Below are 17,692 nucleotides of genomic sequence, written 5' to 3'. Positions count from 1 at the left end.
AGACCGGCGTACAGACAGTCACATGTGGGTCCGATCGGAGTACGCGGGCGAGCTCGCGGTAATCTCGGCGTGGGTGGCGGTGCTGCTGCCGTGGAACGTGTCGGTCAGCCAGCGCGTGTTCGACGGGCGGTTTCTCTCGGTGCGGTTTCCGCTGTTCGAAATCCAGTACGGCTGGGGGTTCGCGATCCCCGAACTGAACGGGATCGCGCTGCACTCGATCCCGGCGGCGATCCGACTCCAGGCCGGCGAGAGCGTCGCGGTCGCCTACTGGGTGTGGGGCGGGGCTGGTGCCGTGGTAATCGCTGCGGCGCTGGTGGGCGTCGTATTCTATCTGCGTGAAGAAACCGTCGAATCCGGACCTGTCGACCCGGTCAGGCTCGTCGGCGCGCTGCTGGTTCTTTCCGGGGGGCTGTTCGCGGCAGCGACCTACCTCCGGTTCAGGTTCGGGCTCCCCGAATACCCGGTCCCGGTGGGCACTGTCATCCTGCTCGTGTTGGGCGTCTTGCTGCTCCGCGTGGAGCGGCGAACCTGACTCCCGAGGGTCGACGCTTATAAGAGCAGCCCGTCGACGATGACCTCTTCGAGGAGAAACAGCACCGCGATGCCGGCGGTGAACCCGAGCGCAGTCCGGCGGGTCACGAGCGTTGCCACCTCCGAACTGATGAGGTCGGCCATCTCCCACAGGACCTGTACGATCGCCCCGAAGGCGACGGCGAAAAAGAGGGTGGCGACCAGCGCCGAGTCGACCAGGCTACCGATCCAGCCCCCGACGATGACCCCGCCGCCCGCGAGCAGACCCAGCGCGGCGAAGTGACGCAACGGCGGCGCTTCCTGTTCGCGAGCCAGGGCGGCGATGACGGCCGGTCCCTCGGTGACGTTGTGGATGATGAACCCGACGGCCAGAAGCGCCACGAGTCCGAGCTCCCCGAGCACGAACGCGCTCCCGATGGCGAGCCCCTCGCCGATGCTGTGTAATCCGAGGCCGATCGCGACCAGATACGCGACCCGGAGCCCGTCACCCGAAACAGCCGCGGTTTTTCGCTTCCGCCATCGGCTTGCGAGTTCCATCGTCACCACAGTGACGAGCACGGCTCCGACTGCGACCGATTCGCCGAGGTACGGCGCCGGAACGGCAGCGGCGAACTCGACCGCCTCGAGACCCATCTCGACGGCGATATACGCGAGGATCCCCGCCGAAAACGCCAACACTGCGTGGATCCACCCCAGATCGAGCCGCCGGAAGTACGGGAACCAGAGCATGCCGACGACGACCGGAAGGATCCCCGCGACGAAGCCGATCCCGGTCAACACCACGATCACGTCCAGCGTCGCCGTCGCGGCGAGCCAGTCGACGCCTACGAGCGAAATCACACCGTAAAGAGCGGCAACGACGATCGCGAGGACGAAGAACGGTCCGAACGCGAGCATCCAGTCGGGATACTCGTCGTGACGAACCCGACGAGAGAGTGCCATACCGGTGGTACTACCCTCCTAAATAAAAAATTTGGCTTCCCTAATTCTGCTCCAGCGTGAACGTCTCGGTGGTCCGGATCGCCTCGCCGTGAACCTGATCCTCGACAGTGAGCGTCAACTCGTACTCGCCCGGCGGATCATCCTCGAACGTCGAGATGGCCTCCCAGATGGCGAGGATGTGGTGTTCGCCGACCCGCTCCCAGTGCTCCTCCCTGTCGTCTACGTCCCAGGTGCTCCCGTCGGGTGCGTCGATCTCGAACGTGTACACGAGCCTGGCAGTGCCAGCGCTGTCGACGGGGACGTGGTGGACCCTCACGAGGAGCCAGATCGTGTCCCCGACAGCGTACGTGTCGTTCGGCTGGGGGTCGTAGTCGTCCATTCCATCCGGTTCCCCGTCGGTGAACACCACCCGCTCGAATTCGAACTGCACCAATCTGAACGGGCGGGAAATCGAGGCCGTTTGGTCGGACTCACGATCGGTCAGGGTGACCTCGAGAGTGTACTCGCCGGCCTCGGGAACGTCCAGTTTCCCGGTGTCGAATCCCTGGGTCACGTACACCTCGTTCGGGAGCTCCCCGAGCGTTGCCTGAGGGATCGATATTGGCTCTTCGATAGCCGCCAGTTCGGTCCCGTCGGGGGCGAGAATCGTCCACTGGGAGTCGAGCTGCGGCTCGTCCGCATCGGGGCTGACGTTGGAGGCTTCCAGATACACCCAGACCATCTCGCCCACCTCGTACCGGTCGTCAGGTTGAGCCGTATACTCGCCGTGACCTTCTGCCCGAGTTGACGTGAACGCGAACCGGTCGATCGAAAACGGCGGTCTCTCCTCGTCCTCTTCTGGACCGTTGTCTTCGGGTTCCTCGGCTTCCGGATCGCCGGCCGGATCAGACAGACAGCCGGCACCCACTGTCGCGCCAACGACCACTCCACCCTTGACGACGAACGCGCGTCGAGTATTCACGGGTACTCACCCCTATTGCTCCAGCGTGAACGTTTCGGTGGTCCGGATCGTCTCCCCCACGCTCTGTTCCTCGACGGTGATCGTCAGCTCGTACTCGCCCGGCGGATCCTCCTCGAACGTCGCAAACCCCTCCCAGATGATCAATACGTCCCCTGACTCTACGTCCTCCCAGCGTTCTTCCCGGTCATCTTTGTCCCACGTGTCCCCGTCCGGCGTCTCCACGTCGAACGTATATTCGAGTGTTGCAGTCCCGTCTTCATCTGTAGGAACGTTCTGGACCGCAACGAGAACCCAGACCGTCTCGCCGACCGCGTACGTGTTGTCGGGCTGCTCGTCATACTCCTCGTACCCCTCCGGCTGTCCGTCCGTGAACGCCACCGTCTCGAACTCGAACGGGCCGTCATCGGACGACATTCCTGTACAGCCCGCAAGCGTCGCCGAACAGGCGAGCGCGGCTCCCCCCGCTAACAGGTACCTTCGTGTGACCATGTGTGAAAATTCGTCCGCGATGAAATCTATTCCGTGTGATATTCTCTCAAAACGATAACATCGTCCCACTTTTATCTATCTGTACGTGTGACATTCCCGAACCCAGACCGGTACGATCGGCGATCTGATTTCCCGTTCGTCTGGATCACCCCTCTTCAGTGCGGGTTCGCGGGCGAACCTTCATACATCATCACACTGTAGTATCGAACACTATGGACTGCCGAGTCGTCGTCGAAGCTGCGGTGCCGGTGTACGACGTGGAAACGCCCGACGAGGCGATTCGGATCGCAATTTCGAAGACGGGAGAGATGTTGAACCCGGATCTCAACTACGTGGAGATCAACATGGGCGAGCGAACCACCCCAGACGGGAAGTCGTTGCCGCCGGCGTTCATCGCCGCCGACGAGGCGCTCGTCGCGCTGGAGCTGGAGATGACGGTGTTCAACGTCGAACGGGAAGAACACGCGAGTCGGATCGCACGCAAGGAGATCGGACAGCGACTCCGCAACATTCCCCTCAAAGTGCTCGAGGTCGAAGTAATCCCGGACGAGCAAGACGAGCAAAGCGGTGAGGAAGGAGACGGGAACGGCCGAACCGAGGAGGGCGACGGATCCGACGACCCCACCGATAGCGGATCGGACGACGAAAACGGAGGGAACGGTAACGGGGACGACGACCTGCTGCCGGAGTTCGAAGAGATGGTAGACGAGTAATCGACAGTCGGGCGAGGAAGTGCCGACGGGATCCATCCTGCATCGGACATCGACTGTCCGGTGGTTCCTGTACAGGCGGTCGAGGCGACTGCCCCGGGACTTGACCCCGGGGTGAGTTCCCCGTATTCTGCGGCTCTATTCAGTCGAACCGTATCCGTCGAGTAGTTCGGCGAGTGCTCCGTGGCGCTCGGTCGTGTGTGGTGCAGTGAGCGGTGACACCGACACCCGTCCGTTCATGACTGCGTATCGATCCGTTCCCTCGGGTTCTGGAAGGGTGCCGTCGGCCATTCGCTCCCAGATCCGGTCCCGGAGCCGGATCGAATCCCCGTTTCGTTCGGCGGTCATGTCGTACAGCCGCGAGGGTCTCGTGACGTCGACGGGAAGGCGTTCCCCCGCAACCCCTCCGCTGTCGGCGTCCGGCTTGTCGGTCGCGTCGTACGGGGCATTGACGTTGAGGTAGTCGACGCCTTCGAACACCCCGGCGTCGATCGCGTGCTCCGCCAGAAACGCCGCGATTTCGACGGGTTGCCGGAAGTCTTCGGGCTCGGTCGCCAGCTTCTCCCAGTCGTCGGAGACGGGGATGTAAAGCGAGACGGCGATCGCAGGCACCTCGAAGAAGGCCGCCTCCACCGCGGCGGAGACTGTCCCCGACCGACCCAGCGTGTACGCCCCGATGTTCGCGCCTTTGTTACAGCCCGCGACGACCAGGTCGACGTCGGGACAGAGTACCTCCAGTCCGGCGACCGTGCAGTCGGCGGGGGTCCCTTCGATCGCGTAGCCGAGTTCGTGTTCCTCCACGGGCACCTCGTGTGACAGCGCTCGACCGACCGAACTCCGGTCGTTCTTGGGTGCGACAGCAACTACGTCCGCGATCTGGGAGAGGCCGTCGTACAGCGCCCGGAACCCGACGCTGTCGATCCCGTCGTCGTTCGTCAGCAGGATACGCATCCGACCATCGTCCATACCCGAATCTGACTGCGTACCCTGAAAAGGGCTCGGTCGCAACCGGCGGAGAGACGACAAGCGGAACGCACACAAGGCCAGGGATAAATACGTCGACCATGGGACTCGGTGGAACCGCAAAGAAGATCCAGACGCTCGCTGACACGGCCGAAAAGATGTATCAGCGGCTCAACGAACTCCGCGAGCAGGTACAGGCAACCCACGACAGCGTCACCGACACGACCGACCGCGTAAAGCGGCTCGAAAACGAGATGGCCGAACAGCGTGCGCTGTTGAACGCCGTCGCCGAAGAGCTCGACATCGACGTCGAAACCGTGAGTGCAGAGGCACACATCTCCGACGCCGAAGGTGTCCAGGAAACCGCCGAGGAAACCCCGGACCAGGAGCGTGACGCCGAATCCGGCGAAAGCGAGGCGGAGTCACCCGACGACGCTCCGACGGGAAGCGGCGACCGAGAGGACCCCGAAACAGCGGGAGATTAGTAGCGCGGGCGAGAACCGCCAGTATGGAGACGACGAAGGCGTTTTCCGGTCTCGAGTGTACCGACTGCGGTACCGTTCACGACGCCGACACCGCAGGACGCTGCCCGAACTGTAACGGACCGCTCGATCCGACGTACGACCGCTCGGCCGTCGACGTCCGCGCCGACGTGATCGAACGCCATCCGGATCCGGGCGGCATGTGGGCGTTCGACGCCGTGTTGCCCTTCCCCGCACGGAACCGGGTCGGCGCAGCCGAGGGAGGAACGCCGCTCGTCGACGCCGATCGGCTCGCCGAAGAACTCGGCGTCGCCAGCGTGGAGATCAAAGACGAGTCCCGAAATCCGACCGGAACTGTTCTCGACCGGGGACTCAGCCTCGCTGTGACCGCTGCAGCGGGTCACGCGGTGGGGGACGACGTCGAACCGCTGGCGCTCGCTGCAGCGGGCAACGCTGCCCAGTCGGCTGCGGCGTACGCCGGCCGGGTGGATCTCCGGCTGTACGCGTTCGTTCCTTCCCGGTGTGCGTTCTCGAACAAGGCGATGGTGAACGTCCATGGCGGAGAGATGCAGGTCGTCGGCGGACGCTACGACGACGCCCGGGCGGCGATCGACGACCAGCTCGCGGCCGACTACTACTCACTGCAGGAGTTCACCACGCCGTATCGCCACGAGGGGGCCAAAACCGTCGCGCTGGAGCTGCTCGCAGACCGGGACTGGACGATCCCGGACGCCGTGTTCGTCCCGACCGGAACCGGCGAACTCCTCGTGGGGGTCGTCCGCGGATTCGAACTCGCCGTCGACCTGGACCTGATCGACTGCAGTCCCGACGTGATCGCGGTCCAACCGTCCGGCTGCGCGCCGATCGCAGCGGCCCACGAGCGCGGCCTCCGCCAGCCGGAGCCGTGGGACGTTCCCGACACGATCGTCGGGGAACTCGAGATCCCCGATCCCGAGGGTGGATCGCGGGCGCTCGAGGCACTCGATCGGATCGACGGCCGGGCAGTCACCGTCGAGGACGAGGAGATCCTCGAGAGCGCAGTGACGATCAATCAGACCACTGTCGTGGAGATGGGCCCCGGCGGCGGGGCTGCAGCCGCCGGCGCCTGGGAACTCGCATCACAGCTCGATTCCGACGCCGAGGTCGTACTGCTCAATACCGAATCGGGTGGGAAAACCCCAGACGTGCTCCGAAGTCACCTGATGAGCAAGGGAATCTGAACTGCTGCCGCGACGGAAAGACATATGCCGTGTCAACAATTACCAGACTTCGGACCATGACCGCGCATTCCGACGACGGGTCACGGCTGGAACGGTCGCCGTCAGCGGACGCCACCCGGTCGGCGTTCGACGACGACACCGTGGAGGCGTACGAGGACGACGGGAACGTGGTGTTTTACGACGCGGAAAACCCACTCGCGTGGGTCGAGGCGGCGGTGGCGCTTGATCTGGACAAACACGCGTGACCGCCAGGCTGCCCTGAAGAGCGAATCGCTTTTTCCCGACGGCTGCCTACCTGCGAGTAGTGACCGAAACCGGCGGCGCGGAGGAGACGGTCGACGAATCCGACGAGTCAGGCGACTCCGGTGAGTTTACAGAGCGGTTCGACCTCGCGGAAACGGTCTCCATCGAACCGAGTTCCGTCGAGAGTCGCGAAGCACCGTCGGTTCGGACCTTCGGAGGGGACGCCACGGACGAACAGCTCGAGGGGGCGATCCAGGAGATCCATCCCGAGCTGCTCCGGCTGTTCGTCGCCAGCGTCGTCGCGCTGAACCTCGCGCTGTTGGCGTTCAGCCTCGGCGTCATGGTGTGGTACTTCGAGGGGATGGACCGGATCGGCGGGGCGCTCGTGCTCGTCGGCGCGCTCGCCGGCGTCCGGACGTATCAGTACTATCGAGAGTACGACGCACGCGACTGGAGCGAGGAAGAGCCGTCAGACGCGACAGAATCGAAGCCGACAGACGAGGAGGTGACGCAACCGTGAGAACCGTTCGCGACGAGGACGGCACGGTGTACGTGCTCTTGCGCGAGTCCTCCGATGCCAGTCTCGTTCGGGACCCGGCCACCGGCGAGACCGCCCACCTGCCGAACGCGTCGCTGGAACCCGTTTCCGGCGAGTCGCCACTTTCGGTGGCCGCGACCGCGGTCCCGGAACCCGTGCGAGCAGTACTCACAGCCGTGCACGACGAGGTGACCCTGGGACTGCTCGTCGAACTCGTCGACAGGGAGCGCGTCTCGGCCCGCGAGTTACTCGAGGCCGTCGATCTCTGTGAGTCCGACCTCCACGGGGCGCTCTCGGAGTTTCGTGCCGCCGGACTGATCGAGGAGGCGACTGTCGACGGACGACGGGGCTACGCCGTCACCGAACTGGCGCGCCAGGGGATCGGCACGATTCGGGACGACGATCCACACGACGATAGCTGAAAAGTCGACAGCCTGAGGCTCGTCGACGGGGTGTCACTCGGTTAATGACAACATATTCGGAGTGGAAAACCGGGGTGATTGATGTGACGAGCAGGTCTATGAAACTGTATGACGAGTCAGGACCTCGACGCGTGTCTCGAGCTCGTCGCCGATCGGCGGCGACGCCGAATCATCCGCGAGTTACGACAGAAGGAGGACGGCGAAACTACCGTCGAGGCCCTCGTTGATCGATTGGACGCCTCCGAATGGGCTGGAGAGAACGACTCGCATCTGGATCGGGACCGTATCGCGCTTCACCTGCACCACAACCATCTCCCGAAGATGGCAGACTTCGACGTCGTCGAATACGAGTCCGGTAACGGGACGGTCCGATATCGGGGCCACGAACGACTCGAAGCGATACTCGATTCTCTTCCCGAGGAGTCGATACCCCCCAGCCCCTGATCTCCGCTCTTCTCTGGGGGCCAACTATCGGTCAGCGGCTCACCGGTTCAAGTCGGTTTTATCGAGCTGCCAGGTGAATATCGCTTTCAGGACCGCAACCAGGCTGTTCGCCTCTCCTTCTCCCCAGATCGCAGTCTCGGATCTCGGATCGGACGGTTTCGCGTCGTCGCCGTTGACGAGCGCGCTCACGAGGATCCTTCGCCCGTCGACCATCAACAGCCGACCCGCCGGCGTGTCCGACCAGAGCCACAGCGACTCGAACACCGTCGCCCCGGGGATGTCCGCTTGAATCCGCTCTTGAACGGCCGGGGAAATCCCCGCGAGTTTGATGGAGACACCCCGGTCGTGAGCCGCACTGAGGCCTGTAATCAGTTCGTCGACCAGGAGATCCTCGACAGTCATGTAGACGATTTCTTCCTCCGCCTCGTCGAAGAACTCGAGGACGCGTTGTGTGACGGCCGTCTGTCTGTCCACCGTCCATACCCCCCGCTGTTCGGTACGTCGATCGACTGGCTGGAGTTCCTCCAGGGCCGCCTGGAGCGTCGTCGTTCGATTGTGCAGTTCGCGCTCGAACGTGCGTGCTGCGGTTTCCGCAGAGACGGTCCAGAATTCCTTCGGCGTCGAGTGCTGGACGTCCACGAGACCCCGATCACTGAGTTCCTCGACCGCGTCGTACACGCGGGTGCGTGGAACCTCCGAAACCCGGCTCACCTCCCGTGCTGTTCCCGTGCCGAGACTGGACAATGCGACGAACGTCCGGGCGGCGTACGTGCTCAAACCGATCTCCTCGAGTTGCTCGATCGCGACCGAACGTGGGTTTTCGGGTGGCTCGCTACTCATCAGTTCGATGGTTCGACATCAGTAGTACCCCGACCACGAGTGTGGCCGGGGAGCACGCAGCAGCAAGGTGGTTGGGACACAGCACTGAACTGCGTGCCAGTAGAACAGTTTGCTCTTGGGCGGTATATCTCTTTTGTGATTAAACGAGTGACTTACTGGTATCGAGATTCATGGAACATCTCCACTGAGAACGAGGCGGAGGACAATAGTCACTCGAAAAATCACAACAATCATCTTCAAAACCGCGGTACATGCCGTACTCGACGCAGGTATTGGACCCACTCGATCACAGTCGTTTTTTCGTGGTGGTGAGAGTGACAAAAACTAACCGTATCGGGGTCGAAGTACCCTGTACAGTCCCGGGACATTCCGGGAGGTTGGGACACATGGATACAACGGAAAAACTGGAAGAGGCGGTAGCAGTGCTCCAGCAGTTGGGCCTCAAGGAGTACGAGGCCCGCTGTTTCGTCGGACTGATCCGTCTCGAAACCGGCACGGCAAAGAAGCTCAGCGAACTGACCGAGGTTCCCCGGACGCGGGTGTACGACGCGATCCGAGTGCTGGAAGCGCAGGGTCTCGTGGAGATACAACATTCGAGTCCACAGCAGTTCCGGGCAGTACCGCTCGACGAGGCCACGGAAACGCTTCGCGACCAGTACGAGGCGCGCGTCGAACGCCTCCAGGAGACACTGGAGACGGTCGATACCATCGACAACCAGGACGAATCGCCCGTTCAAGAGGTGTGGGCGATGGCGGGGCACGACGCGATCGAAAACCGGACGAACGATCTCATCGAGGACGCGTCGGAGGAGATCGTTCTCGTCGTCGGCGACGAATCGCTGCTGACCGAAGACCTGCTGGATGCACTCGAGGCGGCAAGCGACAACGTCGAGGTGATCGTGGGTTCGTTGACGGAGTCTGTGCAGGATCGGATTCGAACTGCCGTCCCGGAGGCGACGACGTTCGTTTCCGGCCTCGAGTGGTTGGGGACAGAGACTTCTGTAGAGAACGACACCGCAGTCGGTCGGTTGCTGCTGGTGGATCGGTCGACGATCCTCGTGAGTTCGATCGTGCCCGAAACGAAGGAGGAACGGGCGATCTTCGGTGGCGGATTCGGAAACGGTCTGGTCGTGATCGCCCGTCGACTCATGGCTCAGGGATTGATACCGATACGGGATCCGGGGAATTGAGAACCCACCCGACTACTCTTCGTTCTTCTCGTTCCGCTCGTCCCTCTCGTCCCGCTCGTTCTCCTCCGGAGGAGCGGGATCGCTCGGCATCGCCATCAGGCTCGTCCGACAGTCGCGACAGTACTCGAATAGCTCCGCCTCGCCCGGTCCGAGATCGCCGACGAGATCCCCCACCTTTTCGCGCAGTACGTCGGCCGACGCCGTCGAGGCGAACGGCTCCCCACAGCCGGCACATTTCATCACCTCGCCCTCGTACACCGTCACCCACGGTTCACCACCTCTCGCTTCCGGCAGTAACGAGAGGTCGAGGCCGTCGTGCATCTCCAGGACGTCCTCGATACAGCCCTCCGCACAGATCCCGCAGTTCACGCACAGTTCGTGGTTGAACTCGAGGCGTCCCTCCTCGATGGCCCGGCGGATCGCGTCGGTGGGACAAAGGGTCGCACACGTCGGCGTCAGCGTACAGCCCTCCGAAACTTCCATGTAACCGAAGTCTTTCAGTCCCCGAACGAGATCGCGCTCCGGATCTGCATGACCGGTGATCGCCCGAACAGACTCGAGCGCCCACGCGTGGCTGGCGAACGACGGCGTCGATCCGTCGTATCGGTCGTCCGCCCTGCCAGGCAGGGGATCGATTCCCGCGTTTCCGCCGACGGCGTCGAGCCGTCCGGTGGCAGCGTGTTCGCCCGCCGGAACCGGCGAGGGATCCAGACCGTCGACGAACTCCCGGAGTGACTCGGCGAACTCCCGGACTGACTCGGCGAATTCCGTGGCCGAGTCGACGGACTCGGCCGTGGCTCCCGGCGACGGCGAGAGGAACGCGAACCGCTCTCCGAGACCCAGATCGGCGGCTGCCCTGTTACACCGCGTTACGAGTTCGGCGGTCGGGTTCGGCCCCGAGTGACTGCAGTCGTCCCCACAGCCCAGCACCGCGACCCCGTCGGCACCTGCTGCGAGCGCGTGTAGCAGGTGAGCTTCCCCGACCGTGTCCGTACAGTCGATCGACACCGGGAGCAACGGTGGATAGTCGATTTCGGTTTCTCCGGCCGCCTGCAGTTGTCCGTACTCCCTGATCGTCCCGGCGGCACGTTCCGAACAGACGAACGCGACCACGGGAGTCTCGATCCCCTCGTCGTCGCCGCCGAACAGCCACTCGCCCGGCCCCCCGGATCCGCCGTCGGTGGGCGAGACCAGCGCTTCGACCTGCCGTGCGATCCGTTCGTTCGACGGGGTTCGGAGCCGAACCGCCCCGGTCGGACAGGCGCTCGTACACGCACCGCAGTTCAGACACGCCTCCGGGTAGAACTCGACGGCATCGACGGCGGCGCGTTCGACCGCACCGTGCGGACACGCGTCCACGCAGTCGTTACAGCCGGGCTGTCCCGAGTCGCCCGCCACGCAGGCGTCCATCTCCAGATCGAGATGCGCGGGCTTTTCGATGCCGCCCAGCAGCGACTCCACCGCGAGGGCGGTCCCGGCGTCGACCGCCCCGGTGTGGTAGCCGACCTCCCGTCCCTGTGTCCTCGGATCCCCCGCCGGATACACGATCTGGTCGAACTCCACCGATCGACGGATCCCGTCCATCTCGATGGCATCGGTCGGACAGCAGTCGGTCCACTCGCCGTCCGGCGCGTCGTGGGCGACGTCGACCGGGTACCGGGTGATCGCGCCGTCGGGGCCCTGTCGGACACACTCCATACAGGAGACGCAGTCGTCGGAGACGCGCGACTCGACGGTCACCGTGAAGTCGCCGAACCGGCCGTCGATCTCCACCAGACGACCGCGTTCGACGAGGACGTTCTCGAGATCGTCGGTCCACGACGCGAGTTCGCTGCCGTCCGCAAACAGGGTGACCTCGGCCGCTTCCGGGAGCGCGGCTGCCGCCTCCGGGTCTCCGATCACGGCGACGCGGGAACCGGCATCGCGTTCGAGTGTCCCGCCACGATCTTCGGCCGAATCGACCTCGCGGCCGGCCACGGCGGCGGAGATCAGACGTGCCGTCTTGTCGCTTGCGACCGCCTCCTCGTGGATCCACCCGGCGCCCTCGCGCTGATCGACGAACGTGACTGTCTCCCCGTCGATCCCGACTCCCGCTGCGAGGTCGCGGAATCCGGCTCGGACCTGCGGCTCGGGACAGGTAATCACGACCTCGTCGAGTTCGTGTTCCGCGAGGACATTACGCATCGCCGGCAGCCCCTCCTCGCCACAGAGGTGCGAGGAGCTCGCGATCACGTCGGCCCCGTCGATCCCGTTTCGCACCGCCTCGAGATCCAGCTCGCACGTGTCGACACACGAACAGACGAAGGCTCCAGTGGTCATCCGCTAGAAATAGCTGGTACACACAAAAATGTGTTCGGCGGATACCCAGGTTTTGAGACCGGTCGGTCACCGACGAGTGGTCCGAACCTTTGACTCCCCCGCCTTCAAAGGAGGTCCCGCGAGGAGTTGGTCACGACGAGCAGGCTGCTCGTCGCCATGGCGACTGCGGCGAAAAGCGGGTTCAGCAGGCCGGTGATCGCAAGCGGGATCGCGATCGCGTTGTAACAGAACGCCCAGCCGACGTTCCCTTTCACCCGCCGGTCGGTCGCCCGCGCCAGTTCGAAGACGGTTTCGACGCTCTCGAGGTCGTCCTCGAGCACGGCGACGTCGGCGGCGTCGGCGGCCATTGCGGTGCCACCGCCCATGGCGATCCCGAGATCGGCGCTTGCAAGCGCCGGCGCGTCGTTGGTGCCGTCGCCGACCATGACCGTTCGGCCCCGCTGCCCGAGGCGGGACACCGTCTCGGCTTTTCCCTCCGGTGGGACGCCGGCGAAAACCCGGTCGATCCCCGGATGGTTCGAGAGCGTCTCGGAAGCCGCGGAGTCGTCGCCGGTCAGGACCACCACCTCGACGCCCCGCTCGGCGAACCGGTCGATCGCTGCCTCCCAGCCGGGCCTGAACTCGTCGCCGACAGTCGCCACGCCCTCGACAGCGCCGTCACGTCCGACGAGTACCGGAACGCGTCCGGCCTCGCTGGCCGTCTCTGCCGCCGAATCGACTTCCACCGGGATCGTCCACCCTCGCCGCTCGAACAGGGCCGGATGGCCGACGGCCACCTCCCTGCCGTCGACGACGCCGGAAACGCCGTCGTCGTGTGATCGGTAGTCGTCGACGGCGGGCGTCACCGAGGCAGTCGCTCCGCCATCGAAGGCGACGTCGGCCGAGGAACCGTCGTAGTGGCCGAACGCCTCCACGATCGCTTCCGCGACAGGGTGGCCGGATCGGCGCTCCAGCGCGGCTGCGGCCGCGAACGCCTCCGCCGGTCCCGTCGAATCGAGGACGCTCATCTCGCCGGTCGTGAGGGTCCCGGTCTTGTCGAAGACGACGGTGTCGGCGCCGTGGATCCGCTCGAAGACGGTTTCATCGAAGATCACGAGACGCCGTTCGAGCGCCTCCCTGACCCCGGCGGCGGTCGCGAGCGGGGTCGCGAGCCCGAGCGCACACGGACACGAGACGATGAGCACGGTCAGCCCGACCAGAAGCGCCGCGGTGACGCCCGAACCAGTGACGAGATACGCCGTGGAGACGACCGCCGCGAGCACGAGAACCACGGGGACGAATATCGTGGCGAGCCTGTCCGCCAGCTTCTGAATCCCCCGGTTGGAGCTCTGGAGATCCCACACCATCGTCGAGAGTCGGTCGATGCCGCTTTCGCCGCCCGGCGCGACCTCCACCACCAGCGCGCCGTCGCGGACGACGGAGCCGCCGACGACCGCGTCCCCGGGTTCCCGTGTGGCTGGCAGCGACTCCCCGGTGATCACTGCCTCGTCGACAGCCGCCGTTCCCTCCAGGACGGTGCCGTCGACCGGAACGCGCTCCCCCGTCCGGACGAGCACGCGTTCCCCGCCGACGAGGTCCTCGACCGGGACGGTTTCGCCGTCTGCGACTTCTCCAGGAACGGGATCACCGGAGATGGGATCGCCGGAGACGGGATCGCCGCCGTCCGTTTTCCCGTCCCCGGGATCGGGCAGCAGTCGCGCCTCGCGGACCCGCACCGTCGACAGCTCCGAGAGCAGTTCCGTCGCGCGGGATTTCGCTGTCGATTCGTAGTGGCGACCCACCGTCACGACGACGACGATCGCTACCGTCACGTCGTAGTAGACGTGGGTGCCACCGGTCGCGACGACGAGATGACTGTAGAGGTACGCGCTCACCGCCGCGATCGAGACCAGCAGATCCATGTTCGGCGATCGGGTCCGGATCGCGACGTACGCGCCACGCAACAGGGGTTTGCCGGCGACGACGAGCACGATCGTCGTGAGTACCGCGATCACGACGAAGAGGTAGCGACCCCCGGTTGCGGCCATCGACTCCGCGAGGAACTCGGCCGTCCGCTCGTCGTAAAACAGGCCGTCGAAGTACGTGGGATAGATGAGAACGACGTACTGGAACATCACCATCATCCCGAACAGGACGCCGACCGCGAGGCGGACGAATGCGGTGTTTTCGGCCTGTCGTCGCGCGAACTCGTCGTCGCGTGCGTTCGCCCGGTAGCCGAGCCCCGTCAGTCGCTCTGTGAGTTCCTCGTCGTCGACGGCGTCGGGATCGTGGTCGATGCGGACCGTATCGGTGACGTAGCTCGCCCGGGCGTTTTCGACCCCGTCGGTTCCGCAGGCGACGGATTCGACGAACGACTCGCAGGTGACACAGTGCATCCCGTCGACACGGAAGAAGCTCCGTTCGTAGCCGTCGGGGACCGACTCGGAGTCCGAATCCCCGACGCTTCGTTCGGAATCGTCGACGGCAACCTCCCGGCGCCTGCGGACCTCTTCGGCGTCCACTCCGTCGACGTCGGCGAGCGCGTCGGACACGTCGAGACAGCCGCGACAGCAGAACGTCTCCCCGTCGTCGTTTCGGATCGGCGGCGTCGCTGTCGGAAGTCCACAGAGCCTGCAGCCGTCCTCGGGGGTGGATGCTCGGTTCCTGCGGTCAGTGACCATGTCCGGGCGTCTCCAGCGGCTGATAGAACGGAATCTCCGGGTGCGGAAGGTGGATTCCGTACAGCATCAGTCCGTGCTGGAGTGGAATGTACCCGAGAAGGATAAACGCCGCGCCCAGAACTCGGTGGAGCTGTCGCCGGCGGGTCGGGCCGACAGCCTCGATGAGCGTCCCGTAGAGGAACACAGCCGGGATCGTCCCGAGGCCGAGCGCCGCCAGCGCGAGTCCACCGGACGTCGCCGACCCCGCGGCGAACGCATACAGGTACGCCGGATAGAGGATCGGACACGGGAGTAGCCCGTGGAGGCTCCCCAGCCCGACGATCCCCGGTCCGGATGCGAGCCGGTCGAGCCGGGTCGTGAGCGCGGCGACCAGGCGGTTTCCGCCGATTCCGAGATGGAGGCCGGGTGCCGCGCGGCCGACGAGGTAGTAGACACCGATGGCGATGACGACGAGTCCGACGACGATTCCGACCGAACCTCGGATCGCGTCGGTGATCCCGGTGAGCGTCCCCGTCGTGAGGTAAAACAGCCCGCCGAGCGCGCCGAAGGCGGCGCCGATTGCGGTGTAGCTGGCCGCCCGGCCGAGGTTGAACAGCCCGTGTTGACGAACCTCGAAAACCGTCAGTCGTTCGCCCGGTTCGGAGATTCGCTCGTCCATGCGCCCGGCGTAGATCGTCACCAGCGGGCCGCACATACCGATACAGTGTGCGCCACCGAGCAGACCGATCAGGAAAAACAGCACCAGTTCCCCGCCGGCGGCGTCGGCGAGCCGGTCGAGGCCGTCGAACTGCAAAAGCGTCCACGCGCCGGCGTTCATAAGCTACCCCCGTATGCGACGTACAGCTGTCCGACGCCGGCGACGACGAGCACGACGCCGGCAAACCGCTGGAGGAGTTCGGGTCTGTCGCCGAGGCGTTCGAACCCGAACCCCGAGCCGACAGCGATCGCGACGGTCGCGCTGGTGAGCAACAGTCCGAGGCTCACCGCATACGTCAGGAACACGGCGATCGTCCCCGTCGCAGGAAACGCCAGCGACTGGACGACGACCCCGAAGAAAACGGGGGCGACACAGCCGGCGGCCGCGGCCGCATAAAGGCCGCCGAACAGCGCGAACCCCGGGACCGACGCCCGTCGTCCGGGGAGCCGAACGTGCCATCCACGCCCGACTCGAAGGAGGGTGATCAGGCCGAATCCGATCAGTGCGATCCCGACGCCGACCTCGAGGAACGGCAGAGAACTCCGAACCACGTCTCCGGCCGCCGCCGCGAGAACGCCTAACCCGAGGACCACCCCGACCGCACCGGCGGCCGCCGCGAGCCCGCGGATGGCAGCCCCCGAGAGGGTCGGGCCGCGGTCGCCGGTCGCCGAGACGTAAAAGCCGACGTAACCGGGGAGTAACGCGTACGCACACGGCGAGAAAAACGTCGCGACTCCCGCGACGCCTGCAACCCCGAGCGCGCCCGCGAGCCCGGTCATGAATCGACCCCGAACGTCTCCCCGACGAGCGATCGGAGTTCGGCCTCCGACTTGTATCCCCGGTCCGTCTCGAGCACTCGTCCGTCCGGATCGAGGAGGATCGTCGTCGGCGTGTCCGAGAGGTCCAGTTCGCGCGTCAGATCGAGATCCGTATCGTAGCCCACTGTCCAGTCGCCGCCGTGTTCGCGCCACCACGCCCGGACGTTCTCGCGGGAGACCGTATGCCCGATCGGCTCGTTCGTCACCGAGACGAACCACACGTCGTCGCCGAGATCCGCCTCCACAGCGGCGATGGCGGGCATCATCCGGGCACAGACGGTACACCACGTCGCGAAGAACTCGACGACTGTCGGCCGATCGTCGTCGGGAATCAGTGACGTTCCGGCCTCGCTTCCCGGCGCGTCGATCGTCTCGATCTCCACGGGATCGATGCGTTTGGCCCCGTCGAAGAGCCGCGATCGGAACGCGACCGCGCCCCCGGCGCCGACCACCCCGAGGCTCGCGATTCCGGCGATCGTCTCCCGCCGGTTCACCGGTATCCCTCCCTGACTGTATCGAGGTCGTCGATCACCCGGGCGGGCGACGGCGACCCGGGGTTGTAGCCCCGCTCGACGTATCCGTCGCGGTTCGCGAGGACCGTGACCGACGTGTGGACGAACTCCATCTCCTCGCTCTCCTCGTTCGGTGTGTACGCGTCGGTTTTCTCGTATCCGACTCCGAACCTCTCTGCAACGACCTCCCGTGCCCGCTCTTCGGATTCCGGTCGGAGGAACTGCCAGTTTTCCGCCGTCGGGTCCGCGCCGACGTATTCCGAGTACTCCCGCAACACTTCGGGCGTGTCGTAGACGGGGTCGAACGTGATCGGCACCAGCGCGATTTCGTCCTCGAACCCACCCTCCGCTGCGTGGGCCTGCACTTGCGCCAGGTTGCCAGTGAGCGCCGGACACACCATCGAACACCGGGTGAACACGAACGTCACGAGCGTCTCCCGGTTGCCTTCGAATTCCGTGGTAGTCACCTCGCGATCGTGCAAGGGGGACGGCAGCGTCGCTTCGGGGAGTCGCTGCCCGTATGCTGGAAACGAGAGCGCCTCGCTTTCTGCGTCCTGGTCCTCGGGCGGGCCCAGGACCGTGTCGTCGTCCCCGAGACAGCCGGCCAGTGCTCCTCCGAGGCCGACCGCGCCCACGGTCGCAAGATAGCCGCGTCGACTCGTCGGTCGGTTCATTACCGTCTTTCAGGAGTGGAGCGTGAAAACGGAAGTG

20 protein-coding genes are annotated in these 17,692 nt (G+C 65.1%); 9 read left to right on the top strand and 11 right to left on the bottom strand.

Going from position 1 to position 17,692, the window contains the following annotated elements; all coding sequences use genetic code 11:
• The first annotated feature begins 22 nt into the window (after window positions 1–22).
• Complete coding sequence (locus RH858_RS12550) at window positions 23–532, top strand: hypothetical protein (RefSeq protein ID WP_310562051.1); 510 nt, start codon at window positions 23–25, stop codon at window positions 530–532.
• A 17-nt stretch (window positions 533–549) separates the two neighbouring features.
• Here RH858_RS12550 and RH858_RS12545 read toward each other — a convergent pair whose 3' ends face one another.
• From RH858_RS12545 to RH858_RS12535, 3 genes are read right to left on the bottom strand one after another with little or no spacing between them, the layout of a single operon-like run.
• Entirely contained in the window at window positions 550–1,473 is a 924-nt protein-coding gene (locus RH858_RS12545; RefSeq protein WP_259536053.1) for a metal transporter, read from the bottom strand.
• Between the two features lie 40 nt (window positions 1,474–1,513).
• A complete protein-coding gene (locus tag RH858_RS12540; protein WP_259536051.1) occupies window positions 1,514–2,434 on the bottom strand; it encodes a hypothetical protein in 921 nt (306 codons plus the stop codon).
• Between the two features lie 12 nt (window positions 2,435–2,446).
• On the bottom strand, window positions 2,447–2,923 hold the full coding sequence (locus tag RH858_RS12535) for a hypothetical protein (RefSeq protein ID WP_259536049.1): 477 nt from the start codon (window positions 2,921–2,923) through the stop codon (window positions 2,447–2,449).
• Between the two features lie 212 nt (window positions 2,924–3,135).
• Here RH858_RS12535 and RH858_RS12530 point away from each other — a divergent pair, with 212 nt between their 5' ends.
• A complete protein-coding gene (locus RH858_RS12530; RefSeq protein WP_259536047.1) occupies window positions 3,136–3,636 on the top strand; it encodes a DUF555 domain-containing protein in 501 nt (166 codons plus the stop codon).
• 135 nt (window positions 3,637–3,771) lie between these two features.
• Here the strand turns inward: RH858_RS12530 and surE are convergent, their stop codons facing one another.
• On the bottom strand, window positions 3,772–4,599 hold the full coding sequence (surE, locus tag RH858_RS12525; RefSeq protein WP_310562050.1) for a 5'/3'-nucleotidase SurE: 828 nt from the start codon (window positions 4,597–4,599) through the stop codon (window positions 3,772–3,774).
• A 98-nt stretch (window positions 4,600–4,697) separates the two neighbouring features.
• Here surE and RH858_RS12520 point away from each other — a divergent pair, with 98 nt between their 5' ends.
• From RH858_RS12520 to RH858_RS12495, 6 genes are all read left to right on the top strand, one after another.
• Entirely contained in the window at window positions 4,698–5,081 is a 384-nt protein-coding gene (locus RH858_RS12520; RefSeq protein WP_310562049.1) for a DUF5798 family protein, read from the top strand.
• Window positions 5,082–5,104: 23 nt separating this feature from the next.
• On the top strand, window positions 5,105–6,298 hold the full coding sequence (locus tag RH858_RS12515; RefSeq protein WP_310562048.1) for a pyridoxal-phosphate dependent enzyme: 1,194 nt from the start codon (window positions 5,105–5,107) through the stop codon (window positions 6,296–6,298).
• 56 nt (window positions 6,299–6,354) lie between these two features.
• On the top strand, window positions 6,355–6,543 hold the full coding sequence (locus tag RH858_RS12510; protein WP_310562047.1) for a hypothetical protein: 189 nt from the start codon (window positions 6,355–6,357) through the stop codon (window positions 6,541–6,543).
• 59 nt (window positions 6,544–6,602) lie between these two features.
• Window positions 6,603–7,061, top strand: a complete 459-nt coding sequence (locus tag RH858_RS12505; RefSeq protein WP_310562046.1) for a hypothetical protein — start codon at window positions 6,603–6,605, stop codon at window positions 7,059–7,061.
• Window positions 7,058–7,501: a hypothetical protein gene (locus tag RH858_RS12500; protein WP_310562045.1), complete on the top strand. Its 444-nt coding sequence runs from the start codon at window positions 7,058–7,060 to the stop codon at window positions 7,499–7,501. Before RH858_RS12505 ends, RH858_RS12500 begins: the two co-directional genes overlap by 4 nt.
• Window positions 7,502–7,609: 108 nt before the next feature.
• Entirely contained in the window at window positions 7,610–7,945 is a 336-nt protein-coding gene (locus tag RH858_RS12495) for an ArsR family transcriptional regulator (protein WP_310562044.1), read from the top strand.
• Window positions 7,946–7,984: 39 nt separating this feature from the next.
• Here RH858_RS12495 and RH858_RS12490 read toward each other — a convergent pair whose 3' ends face one another.
• Window positions 7,985–8,785: a helix-turn-helix domain-containing protein gene (locus RH858_RS12490; protein WP_310562043.1), complete on the bottom strand. Its 801-nt coding sequence runs from the start codon at window positions 8,783–8,785 to the stop codon at window positions 7,985–7,987.
• Window positions 8,786–9,171: 386 nt separating this feature from the next.
• On the opposite strand from RH858_RS12490, the gene RH858_RS12485 reads away from it, so the two are divergent.
• A complete protein-coding gene (locus RH858_RS12485) occupies window positions 9,172–9,975 on the top strand; it encodes a helix-turn-helix domain-containing protein (RefSeq protein ID WP_310562042.1) in 804 nt (267 codons plus the stop codon).
• A gap of 12 nt (window positions 9,976–9,987) precedes the next feature.
• Here RH858_RS12485 and RH858_RS12480 read toward each other — a convergent pair whose 3' ends face one another.
• The 6 genes from RH858_RS12480 to RH858_RS12455 form a co-directional block, all read right to left on the bottom strand.
• On the bottom strand, window positions 9,988–12,294 hold the full coding sequence (locus RH858_RS12480) for a hydrogenase iron-sulfur subunit (RefSeq protein ID WP_310562041.1): 2,307 nt from the start codon (window positions 12,292–12,294) through the stop codon (window positions 9,988–9,990).
• Between the two features lie 104 nt (window positions 12,295–12,398).
• Window positions 12,399–14,954 carry a cation-translocating P-type ATPase gene (locus RH858_RS12475; RefSeq protein ID WP_310562040.1) on the bottom strand — a complete coding sequence of 852 codons (2,556 nt, stop codon included), beginning with the start codon at window positions 14,952–14,954 and terminating at the stop codon, window positions 12,399–12,401.
• A complete protein-coding gene (locus RH858_RS12470) occupies window positions 14,944–15,771 on the bottom strand; it encodes a sulfite exporter TauE/SafE family protein (protein ID WP_259536022.1) in 828 nt (275 codons plus the stop codon). The genes RH858_RS12475 and RH858_RS12470 overlap by 11 nt, the downstream gene beginning before the upstream one ends.
• Window positions 15,768–16,430 carry a cytochrome c biogenesis protein CcdA gene (locus tag RH858_RS12465; protein WP_259536020.1) on the bottom strand — a complete coding sequence of 221 codons (663 nt, stop codon included), beginning with the start codon at window positions 16,428–16,430 and terminating at the stop codon, window positions 15,768–15,770. The genes RH858_RS12470 and RH858_RS12465 overlap by 4 nt, the downstream gene beginning before the upstream one ends.
• The gene (locus RH858_RS12460; RefSeq protein WP_259536018.1) at window positions 16,427–16,963 is read right to left on the bottom strand and encodes a TlpA disulfide reductase family protein; all 537 of its coding nucleotides are present in this window, start codon (window positions 16,961–16,963) and stop codon (window positions 16,427–16,429) included. Before RH858_RS12460 ends, RH858_RS12465 begins: the two co-directional genes overlap by 4 nt.
• Complete coding sequence (locus RH858_RS12455) at window positions 16,960–17,655, bottom strand: SCO family protein (protein ID WP_259536016.1); 696 nt, start codon at window positions 17,653–17,655, stop codon at window positions 16,960–16,962. Before RH858_RS12455 ends, RH858_RS12460 begins: the two co-directional genes overlap by 4 nt.
• Window positions 17,656–17,692: the final 37 nt, after the last annotated feature.

The sequence above is a fragment of the Halalkaliarchaeum sp. AArc-GB genome, from assembly GCF_031432225.1.
GTDB lineage: Archaea > Halobacteriota > Halobacteria > Halobacteriales > Haloferacaceae > Halalkaliarchaeum.
Note: the sequence above shows the minus strand (reverse complement) of the source record. Positions and strands in the feature narration are given on the sequence as shown.

What these genes read in the sequence shown, in the direction of transcription:
- RH858_RS12550 (WP_310562051.1), top strand. Translation starts at nt 23, where the DNA reads ATGTGGGTCCGATCGGAGTACGCGGGCGAGCTCGCGGTAATCTCGGCG.
- RH858_RS12545 (WP_259536053.1), bottom strand. Translation starts at nt 1,473, where the DNA reads ATGGCACTCTCTCGTCGGGTTCGTCACGACGAGTATCCCGACTGGATG.
- RH858_RS12535 (WP_259536049.1), bottom strand. Translation starts at nt 2,923, where the DNA reads ATGGTCACACGAAGGTACCTGTTAGCGGGGGGAGCCGCGCTCGCCTGT.
- RH858_RS12530 (WP_259536047.1), top strand. Translation starts at nt 3,136, where the DNA reads ATGGACTGCCGAGTCGTCGTCGAAGCTGCGGTGCCGGTGTACGACGTG.
- surE (WP_310562050.1), bottom strand. Translation starts at nt 4,599, where the DNA reads ATGGACGATGGTCGGATGCGTATCCTGCTGACGAACGACGACGGGATC.
- RH858_RS12520 (WP_310562049.1), top strand. Translation starts at nt 4,698, where the DNA reads ATGGGACTCGGTGGAACCGCAAAGAAGATCCAGACGCTCGCTGACACG.
- RH858_RS12515 (WP_310562048.1), top strand. Translation starts at nt 5,105, where the DNA reads ATGGAGACGACGAAGGCGTTTTCCGGTCTCGAGTGTACCGACTGCGGT.
- RH858_RS12510 (WP_310562047.1), top strand. Translation starts at nt 6,355, where the DNA reads ATGACCGCGCATTCCGACGACGGGTCACGGCTGGAACGGTCGCCGTCA.
- RH858_RS12495 (WP_310562044.1), top strand. Translation starts at nt 7,610, where the DNA reads ATGACGAGTCAGGACCTCGACGCGTGTCTCGAGCTCGTCGCCGATCGG.
- RH858_RS12490 (WP_310562043.1), bottom strand. Translation starts at nt 8,785, where the DNA reads ATGAGTAGCGAGCCACCCGAAAACCCACGTTCGGTCGCGATCGAGCAA.
- RH858_RS12485 (WP_310562042.1), top strand. Translation starts at nt 9,172, where the DNA reads ATGGATACAACGGAAAAACTGGAAGAGGCGGTAGCAGTGCTCCAGCAG.
- RH858_RS12480 (WP_310562041.1), bottom strand. Translation starts at nt 12,294, where the DNA reads ATGACCACTGGAGCCTTCGTCTGTTCGTGTGTCGACACGTGCGAGCTG.
- RH858_RS12475 (WP_310562040.1), bottom strand. Translation starts at nt 14,954, where the DNA reads ATGGTCACTGACCGCAGGAACCGAGCATCCACCCCCGAGGACGGCTGC.
- RH858_RS12470 (WP_259536022.1), bottom strand. Translation starts at nt 15,771, where the DNA reads ATGAACGCCGGCGCGTGGACGCTTTTGCAGTTCGACGGCCTCGACCGG.
- RH858_RS12465 (WP_259536020.1), bottom strand. Translation starts at nt 16,430, where the DNA reads ATGACCGGGCTCGCGGGCGCGCTCGGGGTTGCAGGCGTCGCGGGAGTC.
- RH858_RS12455 (WP_259536016.1), bottom strand. Translation starts at nt 17,655, where the DNA reads ATGAACCGACCGACGAGTCGACGCGGCTATCTTGCGACCGTGGGCGCG.